The sequence below is a fragment of the Myxacorys sp. genome, assembly GCF_059501405.1.
Map to the genome: position 1 here is coordinate 1 of NZ_JCACCM010000150.1, position 12,302 is coordinate 12,302.

Annotated in this window: 12 protein-coding genes; 8 read left to right on the top strand and 4 right to left on the bottom strand. The window is 46.5% G+C overall.

Annotated features, from left to right (window positions below; genetic code table 11):
* Positions 1–157: 157 nt before the first annotated feature.
* From AC5I6P_RS20810 to AC5I6P_RS20820, 3 genes are all read right to left on the bottom strand, one after another.
* A complete protein-coding gene (locus tag AC5I6P_RS20810; RefSeq protein ID WP_495695674.1) occupies positions 158–382 on the bottom strand; it encodes a hypothetical protein in 225 nt (74 codons plus the stop codon).
* A 323-nt stretch (positions 383–705) separates the two neighbouring features.
* Positions 706–855, bottom strand: coding sequence for a HepT-like ribonuclease domain-containing protein (locus tag AC5I6P_RS20815; RefSeq protein WP_495695675.1), 150 nt, complete (start codon positions 853–855; stop codon positions 706–708).
* An 87-nt stretch (positions 856–942) separates the two neighbouring features.
* Positions 943–1,146, bottom strand: coding sequence for a nucleotidyltransferase family protein (locus AC5I6P_RS20820; RefSeq protein ID WP_495695676.1), 204 nt, complete (start codon positions 1,144–1,146; stop codon positions 943–945).
* Between the two features lie 512 nt (positions 1,147–1,658).
* On the opposite strand from AC5I6P_RS20820, the gene AC5I6P_RS20825 reads away from it, so the two are divergent.
* Positions 1,659–2,051 (top strand): hypothetical protein, encoded by a 393-nt coding sequence (locus AC5I6P_RS20825; protein WP_495695677.1) that lies wholly within the window; start codon positions 1,659–1,661, stop codon positions 2,049–2,051.
* Between the two features lie 158 nt (positions 2,052–2,209).
* Here the strand turns inward: AC5I6P_RS20825 and AC5I6P_RS20830 are convergent, their stop codons facing one another.
* Positions 2,210–2,989, bottom strand: a complete 780-nt coding sequence (locus AC5I6P_RS20830) for a hypothetical protein (RefSeq protein ID WP_495695678.1) — start codon at positions 2,987–2,989, stop codon at positions 2,210–2,212.
* A gap of 130 nt (positions 2,990–3,119) precedes the next feature.
* Here AC5I6P_RS20830 and AC5I6P_RS20835 point away from each other — a divergent pair, with 130 nt between their 5' ends.
* The 7 genes from AC5I6P_RS20835 (at position 3,120) to AC5I6P_RS20865 (ending at position 12,133) form a co-directional block, all read left to right on the top strand.
* Entirely contained in the window at positions 3,120–3,881 is a 762-nt protein-coding gene (locus AC5I6P_RS20835; RefSeq protein ID WP_495695679.1) for an HAD family hydrolase, read from the top strand.
* 422 nt (positions 3,882–4,303) lie between these two features.
* On the top strand, positions 4,304–5,359 hold the full coding sequence (locus AC5I6P_RS20840; protein WP_495695680.1) for a hypothetical protein: 1,056 nt from the start codon (positions 4,304–4,306) through the stop codon (positions 5,357–5,359).
* Between the two features lie 54 nt (positions 5,360–5,413).
* Positions 5,414–6,244, top strand: coding sequence for a trypsin-like serine peptidase (locus AC5I6P_RS20845; RefSeq protein ID WP_495695681.1), 831 nt, complete (start codon positions 5,414–5,416; stop codon positions 6,242–6,244).
* Positions 6,245–6,411: 167 nt separating this feature from the next.
* Positions 6,412–6,663 carry a hypothetical protein gene (locus tag AC5I6P_RS20850; RefSeq protein WP_495695682.1) on the top strand — a complete coding sequence of 84 codons (252 nt, stop codon included), beginning with the start codon at positions 6,412–6,414 and terminating at the stop codon, positions 6,661–6,663.
* A 96-nt stretch (positions 6,664–6,759) separates the two neighbouring features.
* The gene (gene mltA / locus AC5I6P_RS20855) at positions 6,760–8,007 is read left to right on the top strand and encodes a murein transglycosylase A (RefSeq protein ID WP_495695683.1); all 1,248 of its coding nucleotides are present in this window, start codon (positions 6,760–6,762) and stop codon (positions 8,005–8,007) included.
* A 311-nt stretch (positions 8,008–8,318) separates the two neighbouring features.
* Complete coding sequence (locus AC5I6P_RS20860; RefSeq protein WP_495695684.1) at positions 8,319–10,211, top strand: cation:proton antiporter; 1,893 nt, start codon at positions 8,319–8,321, stop codon at positions 10,209–10,211.
* A 224-nt stretch (positions 10,212–10,435) separates the two neighbouring features.
* Positions 10,436–12,133, top strand: coding sequence for a DUF4394 domain-containing protein (locus tag AC5I6P_RS20865; RefSeq protein ID WP_495695685.1), 1,698 nt, complete (start codon positions 10,436–10,438; stop codon positions 12,131–12,133).
* The last annotated feature ends 169 nt before the right edge of the window (positions 12,134–12,302 follow it).

A 12,302-nucleotide genomic window follows, 5' to 3' on the forward strand; every position in this document is an offset into this window, starting at 1 on the left:
CTCTGTTTTGCCTGCACCTTGATCTGGTTGCGGTGAAAAGTCAACAGAACCTAGTCCTTCAGCAAATCTTTATCATCCCTGCTCTAAGCAAGTTGGATAGGCACATGGTTGCCTATCCACGATCGCGCCTCTAAGCTGATTAGCGCAGAGCGCAACTCTAGAGGAACCGCTGTTTTGTCAAAATACTCATCACCTCGCCATCAGTAGGAGCAGGAAGTAACGGACTCCACATCCCAGCTTCGGCATAACCAAGACTGTGCAACGTGTGAATCGTTTCGATCACTCCTTCTCGTGAACCAATCGCAAGCAATCGAATCTTCTCACCCTCAGAAGAAAGATGATCCTCTTTCGAGAGCAAGCCGCGCAAATTGTTGTAATTCATGTTTGAGATTTCTCCTGTTGTTCATGGGAAAAATCCCAAAAACTGAAGCCACCCCGCGTGCAGCGTAAAACAGGGTGGCTTCGGGGATGCTATGATCCCGTGTTAGCCTCCCGTGCTGGGCAATCAGCATTGGGGGTTAGCCGTTCAGAGTTGTTGGTAGCAACTTTGAGCGGCGACTAAGGCAACAGCCTTTGGAAGTGGTCTAGTTGACCCGGCAAGGACGCAAGGCAACTTAATTTGTGAGCGTATCGAATTTGAGCAATCGAGTCAAGCAGATTTAAGAATTGAGGATAAACGGGCGCATATCCTTTGGCTCTGGTAGCTCATCTAATTTCGATCGCTCTAGAAACCGCGAACACCTTTTCTAAGTTTTGTGAGAACTCTGCAAACTCAATGCCTGTTGTAAATTGCTCAATAGCAGCGACAGCATCCAAAATATCCTGTAAGTAATCCTCCACCTGTCGCTTGGTCACAGATAGACAACCTCTGCCAAAATCCGTTCTCCAATGCGAGGCTTTAAGCCGCCCTTATGCACCAAATCGACCTTGACTCTCAGGTTGTCACTGAGATAGTTCTCTAACATTGACAAACTTTAACAAGCTCGGTGTCTCGGAAAATTCCACTAGCACATCAACGTCGCTAGTTTCTGTCTGCTCTTTCCGAACGTAGGAACCGAAAACGCCTAGCTCCCTGACCTTATATTGTTCCTGCAACACTGACTTGTGCTGCACAAGCCATTGCTTAATTTCTTCTAACGTTTTCATAGGCTCTACCTCCTTCAAGGTAAGCATAGTGCTTATTGAAGTTTACCAACTACGGTTACATCGATCGTAGCAGCGCTAATGCCAGAAGGAAACAAAGATAGTTCTATTTCCCCCTAGCGGAGATCGCAGTCCTTCCAGACTAGCGATCGCAGGAGAAACCTTAGTTCTCGATCAACATAGTTTAGTTCTTAGTGCGATCTCACTAAGAACTAAACAACTTGCAATAAGAACAAAACAACTTGCATTAATAACCTATGTTTATCCGGTAAGAACTAACGCTTTTGCTTATGTTATCAAAGTACATTGATCAGTTCTTAATCAACATTGATCTGTTCTTGATCAACATTGATCTGTTCTTAATCAACTTGTTTTTGTAATTTTTTAAGGACAAATACTGACTAAACCGACAAGTCTTCATCCAAGCAATACAAAAAGTCTGCGGATTCTGCGCCTCTAACTATTAGAGCAACTCAGTTAATTTAGAGATGTTCTATTACATACAGGTGTCTACTGTGGCTAGAAAAAAGCGAACTTCTTCTGTACTAACAAAAGCTGAATCTCGCATTGCCGGATTGAAAGCGATTGATCTCACAATGGATTTTGGAAACGATCGTAACATCCCCCAGTTGAATCAGATGATCGATCAAGTACGCGCCCGATTGAACACCTACAATGATGCACTTGCTTTAATTGATTCCACCAAAAACGAACTTAGCGATCTCGAAAAGCAATTGAATACCTTGACCGATCAAATGCTGTTGGGCGTTGCGCTTCAATACGGTCGAGATAGCCATCAATACGAACTGGCAGGCGGAGTCCGCACGAGCGATCGCGTTCGTAAAAGCATGAGAACTCGCATCAAAGGCACAACAGAAGGTCAACCAACTGAACCAGTTTTGGCTTAAACCATACCGCTCGCTTTACAAATTTCTTTAGAGTTTTACATAGCGGATTCAAAAAGATTTTTGCCTTTAAAAGAATGTAGGGTCATCTAATTTAACGTTAGATGACCCTACATTCCTTTAAACAAAGATACAAACGGGAATTCCTACTACAATTCCTACTATTTAGTCGCCATCCGAGTTGTTCTAAACGTAACATTCGAGCCTTCTTGCGTTTGTTCCAACACCAGCAACGGAGTCGGCTTTGCAGTCTGATCCCACCGCATATTGGCAATGCGTCCTTGAATCGCAGGTTGCCACGTTTCATTTTCGTGAGACGGACTGAGAAACGTTTCAAAACAATCGATGATCTGATTAATCGTCACAGAAGTGGGTTGAGTCGGCAACTTCAGAATCTTGATTTGAATGCGGAACAAGACGCGAGTAGACTGCTCCGAATCTCCCGCTTTGTAAATCACATCAAAGATTTCATCCACCTGTCGCCCCGTGCTGGCAATGCCAATATCATTTCCGTTTTGGTTGCCTTGACCAGGACGCAGCGCGATCGTAATCTTGTCCTTCACCCGAATCTTGATTTGATTAACGATCGCAAAGTGGAACACCTCTTCTGACATCCGCATTCTCAGATAGTCGAGGTTAAACTCTCGCGAGTGAATCAAGTCAGGATTGCGCTCCATCTTACTGATGGTTTCAACCGCATATTTCAGCTTCTTTTGCAGTTCCCGGTTTTTAAACGTCTCAAACTTGACTTCTTTTTTGAGTTTGCTGGCTTGCAGATAAGATGCGGCTCCCAACGCCAGCAATAGCACAAACAAGCCACCCGATGTTGCCATCCATACGGGCTGTCCGTTCGGTTTGGAAGCGTCTGCCACCGCAGGTTTTGTCGTAACCGTTTTACTCGTTTGAGCTAAAAGTGCTTCAAAAATCATTGGGTAAGCCATTGCGATCGCCAGCTAAACTTGTCACGTCTTCAAGAGTTCCCAATTCCAAAGACACGAAAAACAAACGAGGAAAATTCTCTATCGATTCCGTTGCGCTTTAAGCTAGGTGCAAGTCTAGAATGTCCAACCCATGACGCTACTTTCTCTTTCCCACGCCACAGATTTACAAGCGGTTCGACTAGTTGCAACTGATATGGATGGCACATTAACGATCGCAGATAAATTTACACCTGATGTGCTGAAAGCCTTTCAAAGGTTGAAGCAGGCTGGAATCTCGGTTTTGATTGTGACCGGACGATCCGCAGGATGGGTAAACGCGATCGCAGCTTATCTCCCGGTCGTGGGTGCGATCGCAGAAAATGGCGGACTCTTTTATAGAGGCGAATCTCAATTTCTAATCACGCCGATTCCCGATCTAAAACAGCATCGCCTCAAGCTGTTTGAAACCTTTAAAGCATTAAAAGCCCAATTTCCCAAAATTCAAGAGACGAGCGACAATCAATTTCGCCTAACAGATTGGACATTTGATATTGAAGGCATCAGCCCATCAGAATTAGAAACAATGGCTGAAATTTGCCAAACTCAAGGCTGGAGCTTTACCTATAGCACTGTTCAATGCCACATCAAGCCGATCCAACAGAACAAAGCAGACGGACTATTGCAAGTCTTAAATCAACAGTTTCCAGAAGTCTCACTAGAGCAAATCATTACCGTTGGCGATAGCCCAAATGACGAAACCTTATTTAATAGTCAATATTTTCCGCGTTCTGTTGGAGTCGCAAATCTGTTGAGATACAGCGATCGCTTAACTCATAAACCCACCTACATCACCACTTTGCCCGAAGGCAACGGCTTTTGCGAACTCGTCCAGCATCTCACCTTACGTCTCTAAGAGATAGTGATAGACCATACCTCTATCGCCAAATGGGTCTGAGATTCGGGCTTACAGTTGTTCTTTCGATTGCCGAGAGATAGCTATCGCTGCTGCCCGTAGTGCACCCAGTAGTGCGATTAACTCAGTGCAACATTAAAGCTTATTCAGAAGAAATAATTAAGAATACAGCGTTCTGAAGTAGAACCTAGTATTTTTATGTACAAGAAGCAGTCTACGGTAATCTTCATTTGAGTTAACCGTTTGCAAGTCGCTCTGACTCAGATTGATCTAGAAAACTGAAGATACCTGTAAATAACGCTACAAGTTTTAACGTTGAAAGCTACTTTGACAGGTAGCATCTATAACCCAGCGCAGATATGTAACGCATGTCTGGGTGAATTTCTGTTAGATTTTTTAATGCAAAAAAGGAGTAATTTTTGATGCGGAACCCAGCTTTTATCGCAATTTTCTCGGCTCTTACTGTTTCTATAGGAAGCTATTCTTCAAGCGTTTATGCTCAAGAAGCTGGAAGTACTAAAGCACCTTCAGCACAAGCATCTCAGCCATCCACAGGATTAACCCCTCCGAAAGCATCTGAAGGCAAGATTGATATTACTGGTGATGAGCGAGAAAAACCGATTGAAAACCAAATTCTTGCTTATCAATCGCTGAAAGAAGCTTCTCAAGCTTTGACAAAAAGCATATTAACTAGAATTCCAGCGAATTCAAATGTGCTGATCTATGATGAGAACTCTCTGAAGGATTATGCTTTCTATAGTTTACTAGAGACACTAAATCGAGATTATTCAGAATTAATAAATAAAGAGAATCCAGGAGAAGGCTCTAGCTTTACATTGTTGGACACGCCAATCGCTGCTTTAAAATCAATTATCGAAGTTCTAACTCCTTTCATAACAGATATAACTATTACCGGGGTGAACTTAGATGTTCCAAAAGTCGCTCTAGTAGCTCAGGTAGCTGGAAGCCTAACTAAAAAGAATTTGAAAGTATTGTATCCAGAGCTTTATACATCGGACAAAACATCTATCCAGAAAGCTTTGGAGAGCGTTCGTGCATTATCTACTTTAAAGAATCAAGCTAATCGAGAATTGGAAGCTCCTAGCGATAAGGATAAACTAGCATCGTTAAATGCTCAATCTGATGAGTTGATGAAACTTCTATCATCATCAGACATAGAAACAAGAAAAAGAGCGATCGCGAGCCTTGTTAAAGGATACAAAATTAGCAATTTTTTGTCTGAGCGCGGCAGAGAGGGCCATATCCTCTATACCACAGATATATTAGCAAATGGAACGCAGCAAACTAAAAGAAATTTCTTCTTTACTCAGCTACGTCATAGTGCTGGAGTCGCCGTTACCTATATTCTTTTTAACCCTCGCGGTGAAATTGAAGCTTCTGATACCCTCTATAGCCACACTGGTTTTGTAAGGATGAATAGACGGGTTACCAATACTGAAGAGAAAAAAGAAGAGTAACAAGTTTTGGGAAACCTGTATATCCACTGTGTAAAAACTGAGGAACTAGAAAGAATGTCGAGCAACTCACAGAATAGCTCTTATCCTGATATGCACACTCCAAATTCAGATCATCCTGATATTGAAGCGATAGCTGACACTAGAAAGGATCCTTCAACTACAGCTTTTATTCGACCAAAAGAGCCACCTAGAGGCGTAGAAACACCTTTCGATGAGAATCCTGCTAAGCCTGTGAACTCTCCCGAAAAGTATCCTTGGTCTGCCATTTGTTCACTGATAGCTTATGACAATAGTGACACCCCTACAGAATATGGTACTGGTTGGTTCGTTAGCTCTAGAACAATTGTTACAGCAGCCCATTGTGTTTTTGGAGAAAGCTTAAGGGGAAAGGCAAAGCGGGTTGAGGTTCTCCCGGACCGTGCAACTTCTCTTCCAATACTTAAATCTGTGCGTCTAGATGTGCCAATTGAATGGGAAAGAAGCGCTCTTGAAGAACACGATTATGCAGTTATACAGATCGATGGCATTGATGGTAGAAAGATTACTCCACTTGAAATGAAAGTACCTGATATCGTGGCTGGTCTGAAGATTGAAATAGTAGGCTATCCGAACGATAGTAAATATCGCAGTCGAGGTTCTAGCGATAAACAGTGGCGTGCTCAAGGTGATATTCAAAGCATTTCCACAACAACCCAGATTTTCCACAACGCTTCTACTTATGAAGGGCAAAGTGGATCACCTGTTTTAGTTGGTTCTGGTACTCCATCTATCCAAGTTATTGGTATCCATACATATGGTACAAATCGAGGACCAGGTGCTAGCTATAACCGAGCAACTCGCCTAACTAAGGAAGTACATAAATGGATTATGGACAGGAGGAGCTAGTTAAGTGAGCGCATATCCAATACATTTCTTTAGCTCTGGATGCTGGAGAAAATAGAGGCGAGAGCGCTTCAGCAAAAATCGAGACTTCTGAGACTTGCTCTAAAAAACGAGTTACTTCCGCCGACTTCGTGCCCATACTAACGGGGTCATGCTACGGAAGACTTACCATGCCTAGAACACCCAGCGAATTTTCAGTACATCTCATGCTCGAAGGTGGCCATCGCGAAGAAGTCAGATTCGCCACCATTCAAGACTTTCAAAAATGGTACAGCGGAGAACTCGTTCCCAAAGCCACATCCGACGACTTCATCAGCGTACCGATTAAAAACATTCAGGGTGAATACATGGTGGTGCGTCCCGCACGAGTCGTGAGCATCCGAGTCGAGCCAATGTTTGCGGGAAGTGTCGATCGCTATTAGCGCAACGGAGACACATAATTAGCGCAACGGAGAGACAAAGGAACTTAGAATACTCTAATCCTGTCGAATCGAGTGTCCGGCTTGGTTGTGCTGCTTATGAAACGTTTATTGGTCACTGGTGCGTCTTTTATTGCAGGGTTAGCGATCGGGACGGTAGTTAGCCTCTCATGCAACGTTGTAGAAAACGCTCTGCAAGCTTCTACAGAAGCCGCACCAGCAAACCCCACCCCAACCGTTAACCCCACTCCAGCCGCGACACCCAAACTACAACCCACTCCAGCATTGCCGCCCCTTGTTCTTCAACCCTTGCCAAAGCGCGCAGACTTTGGCTTAGACTCGCAAGTGTTGCAAGATCGGCAAGCGTTGATTCGAGGCATTGATCAGAGCTTACGCTATCTCCAAACGCCAAAAGCAGTCGAAGCGTATCGACGGTATCCCGTTAAAGGAGTGAGCCGCGATCGCGTCGATCGCAGTCTCCGTCGCTTTCGAGAACTCGTGCTTAAATCTCGCTCTGCCGCAGAACTCCAAAAAGCAGTTCAGAAAGAATTTGCGCTCTATCAATCGGTCGGCAAAGATAATCGAGGCACTGTCGGCTTCACGGGCTACTTTGAACCTGTTCATACCGCTAGCCGAGTCCGCACCGCAGAGTACCGCTATCCGCTGTTTCGCTTACCTCCTAGCTTTGACACCTGGAAAGGCAAACTCACCCGAGAAGATCTAGAAGGAAAAGACGGCTTACAAACGGGGCGGCTCAAAGGATCAGAACTCGTGTGGATGCGCGATCGTCTAGAAGCCTTCTTGGTTCAAGTGCAAGGCTCCGCCCGCCTAACCCTCACCGATGGCAGGACCATGACCATTGGAGTCGCTGGACTTACTGACTTACCCTACACCGGGATTGGACGCGAACTCGTCAAAGACGGCAAACTCCGCCTCGAAGACTTACAGCTTCCCAACGTCATCAACTATTTCAAACAGCATCCTGCCGATCTCAACGTCTATCTGCCGCGCAACAGGCGCTTCGTCTTCTTCCGCGATACTGGAGGCGCACCTGCCCTTGGAAGTTTGGGCGTTCCGGTAACAGCAGAACGCTCGATCGCCACCGACAAAGCCCTGATGCCACCCGGAGCCTTAGCCCTCGTTCAAACTCAACTGCCCGTTTTCAATGCCCAACGCCAATTAGAGCAACGATCAGTCAACCGCTATGTCTTAGATCAAGACACCGGAGGAGCGATTAAAGGCGCGGGTCGAGTCGATGTGTTTATGGGGACTGGAGAGCAAGCTGGCAACAAAGCGGGACTCGTGAATTCCACGGGACAGCTTTACTATTTGTTGCTCAAATCTTAGTCAGGAGTATAGGATGGGGAGCCTATTGGATTGAGGAGGAGCATTTGAGCCTACAAATCGCTTTGCAGCGTTCCTAAAGGGTTAGCTTCTATCAGTTCAGAGAAATTGACCTTGCCAAGCTCAAAGAATAGTGCTGACCATTACACTCAACTACGAAGTGCAAATTAAGAATTACAGTAATGGTAGGTTGTAAATTGTCCTAATCTTCGAGGGCAGTTAGCAGGTTTGAGAGACTGACACGGGCAGTTTCATCTGTGTTGCGCTCTGCCTGCTTTAGCGTTGCCGAAAGGCGTCCTTTCGTCTCCCCCTTTATGGATTCATCCCTAACCATCACCTTACAAATCGTAATTACCGTTATTGCGGGAATCGCGGCACAGGTGATTGCAGAACTCGTTCAGGTTCCTGGCATTGTGTTCTTGCTGATCATTGGCATCGTCCTGGGGCCTAGCGTTCTAGGCTGGCTCCACCCCGATCAGCTAGGCGTTGGGCTAGAAGTGATGGTCTCGCTGCTCGTTGCCGTCATCCTGTTTGAAGGGGGATTTAATCTACAGCTACGGGAATTAGGGCGGGTTTCAGATAGCTTGAGAAACTTAGTTACGGTTGGCACGCTGTTGACGATGATCGGGGCAGGCATGGCAGCCCACTGGTTAAGTGAGTTCCCTTGGTCGATCGCGTTTCTCTACGGGTCGCTGGTCGTCGTCACAGGCCCCGTGGTGATCAATTCTCTGCTAAGACACGTAAAAGTCGATCGGCAAGTCGCCACCTTACTCGAAGGCGAGGGCGTGTTTATCGATCCGGTTGGCGCAATTTTGGCAGTGGTTGTTCTCAACGTTTTGCTAACCGATAATCCCAGCCCGTTAAATATTGGCAGCGACTTAGTGATTCGGCTCGGCGTCGGAGGCGGCATTGGTGCGATCGGAGGTGGACTGCTAGGAGTCATTGTCAAACGCGCCAAGTTTTTGTCTGAAGATCTTAAAAACTTAGTTGTATTGGCGAGTTTGTGGGGCTTCTTTGGCTTAGCTCAAACGATTCGCAGTGAAGCAGGGTTAATGGCAACAGTTGTGTCTGGCGTTGTGCTCAGAGCCTCTGCGCTGCCAGAAGAACGATTGTTAAAGCGGTTCAAAGGTCAGTTGACGGTCTTAGCCACGTCAGTCCTGTTTATTTTGCTGTCAGCCGATTTGTCGATCGCAGGAATTCTGGCCTTGGGCTGGGGTGGTTTATTGACCGTTCTAGCGCTGATGTTTATTGTTCGTCCCCTCAGCGTTTGGATCTGTACGTGGAATAGTGACCTCAACTGGCGTCAAAAGATTTTCTTAAGTTGGATTGCACCCAGAGGCATTATTGCGGCTTCTGTGGCGTCGCTGTTTGCCATTGTACTGGCGCAGCGTGGCATCAACGGCGGCGATTCGATTAAAGCGCTTGTCTTCCTAACGATTATCTTAACCGTCGTGCTTCAGTCAATCTCAGCACAAGCGATCGCAGATCTGCTACAAATCACCTCCAAAGAAACAACAGGAATCGTCATCGTGGGATGCAGTCCCTTGAGTTTGCTGATCGCACGGCTGTTTCTAGAACGAGGAGAATCCGTTTCGCTGATTGATACCGATCCAGATTCGTTTCCAGAAAATCTAGACTCTAATATCAAACCATTCGTCAGCAGTGCCTTAGATACCGAAGTGTTAGAAGAAGCGAACCTCGCCACAAGCGGAACCTTTCTCGCGATGACCAATAACGGCGAGGTGAATGCGGTAGTGGCGCAGCGGGCGGTAGAAGAGTTTGCGCCGCCGCGAGTCTTAGCCGTCTTCCCAGGCGACGCTCAGGTGACAGTATTACCCAAAGTTCAGCAAGCGTTTACGCCTCAATTGCTGCTAAAAACGTGGAATGAGTATTTAACGAGTGGAGATATCAAACTAGGAGAAACGACCTTTCGAGAAGAAGGATTAGAATTTCAGCAAGCTCATTTACGCGCGTTGGTTGATGCGGGGAGCGTGTTGCCGCTCTTGATAGAGCGCGATCGCGTCTTGCAAGTGTTTACCGCCGAAACTGAATGGCAAATCAGCGATCGCTTGATCTATCTGCTCCACGATCCCAAACCCAAACTGCTCAAACTCTTGTCAGGTTCGAGTCAACTCCGCCTAACGCTAGAAGAACTACCCGAGATTGAAGAGATTCCACTGCTTGAGAGTGCATCCAGCCGAGAGTAACTAACGATCGCGATCCTGATGTTCCTCGTTTTAGAACTGATGTCTCCTAGCGACGGATGCGCCTAAAAAACGGAAGCTTCCTGTTCCTTGAAATCAAGGAACAGCAGACCCGGCAAGACAAAGCTAAATGGATCACATAGATCATAAGAAGATCTGTAACGCTGCTTATATTGCACACATCCGATTTGCTGTGGGTAGCGTACCGTTATTGTCCTAGCTCAACCATGCCTGAAATGACTTCCTACAACACCGACAAAATCCTCAATCAGTTGGATCAAGCGCTCAGTCGTATTGGAGTACAAGACAATGGAACGATTCGCGATCCAATCAGCCAGTTTTTGTCTGCCTCAAAGGTAGACTTGTCTGAGAACACACTCAAACGGTTGCTCAGATCCTTAAAGAAGGATTCTTCTAAGCCTGATCCAACCACGGCTGATTTTGTAGGGCTGACGGCTAAAAATGACCTAGCGTTCTTTAATGCGGACAATTTGAGCAATGTTACCACCGTAAAGGTGAAGGGACTACAACGTGATGAGAGTCTAGTGGACGTTGACTTTCGCCCCAACACAGGTCAACTATTTGGCGTCGGTAGCAGCGATCGCCTCTATACAATTGATGTTAAATCTGGTGCGGCTACTCAAGTAGGAACTGGCACGTTTGCAGTAGGACTAGACAGCAAGGCATTAGGCGTTGACTTTAACCCGGTTGTCGATCGCATTCGAGTTGTGAGTGATGAAGGTCAAAACTTGCGGCTCAATCCCGACACCGGAGCGGTTGTAGATGCCAACATGATGATGGATGGAGTCCAACCGGACGGTAACCTCAACGGAGCCACTGACTCAATTGTGGCAACAGCCTACACCAACAGCTTTACAGGAACTCCCAACACGGTTCAATACGGTATTGATGCAGAGACTGACCAGCTCTTCATCCAGAATCCGCCTAACAATGGTACTCAAACCTTGGTTGGTTCGTTAGGGGTTGATTTTGCTGCGGGTGCTGGCTTTGATATTGTCTTCAAGAACGGCACGAACTCTGCCTTTGCCACGTCTAACTCAGCGCTATATTCGATCGACCTGCAATCAGGGGCGGCTACCTTACTCGGTAGCGTCAAAGATGGGAAAAAAACAGTTGACCTCGTTGGCATTGCTGGAAGAAGCCCAATTGTGAAGCCCGATCCCACTAAAGCTGAGTTTGTGGGGCTAACTGATTCCAGTGATTTAGTGTTCTTCAATTCCAATGCCCTAAACAATGTCACCAAAGTCGATGTCAAGGGACTGCAATACGACGAAACTCTCGTGGGTATTGATTTCCGTCCCAACACAGGTCAGCTATTTGGCGTTGGTAGCAGCGATCGCCTCTATACAATTGATGTGGCTACCGGCATGGCTACACAGGTAGGAACTGGCACGTTTGCAGTAGGACTAGACGGCAAGGCGTTAGGCGTTGACTTCAACCCGGTTGTCGATCGCATTCGAGTCGTCAGTGATGCAGGTCAGAACCTACGGCTCAATCCCGATACTGGAGCGATCGTGGATGGCAATCCGATGATGGATGGGATTCAGCCGGATGGTAACCTCAACGGAGCCACTGACTCAATTGTGGCAGCAGCCTACACCAACAGCTTTAAAGGGACGACCTCGACCACGCTGTACGGCATCGATCCAGAGACTGACCAACTCTTCACTCAAGACCCACCCAACAACGGCACCCAAAACTTGGTTGGTTCGTTAGGGGTTGATTTTGCCGCGGGCGCCGGCTTTGATATTGCCTTTAAGAACGACACGAACTCTGCGTTTGCCACGTCCAACTCATCGCTATATTCTGTCAATCTGCAATCAGGGGCGGCTACCTTACTGGGTAGCGTCAAAGATGGAGTAACACCCGTTAAGTTGACTGGTTTTGCAGCAACTGGGATGTAAGCCTTACCTTGTCAAGTCACGGCTGTGTGACAACGGCGTAAAAACAGCAAGCGTGCTGCCAGACGCTATGCGATCGCTCAGATTCTCATTGAAGGATTTGAGCGATTATTTTTTGTATAGCGCTACGCGAGTACGTTAGGACAATGCCTGAAGGCGGCATCGACACAAT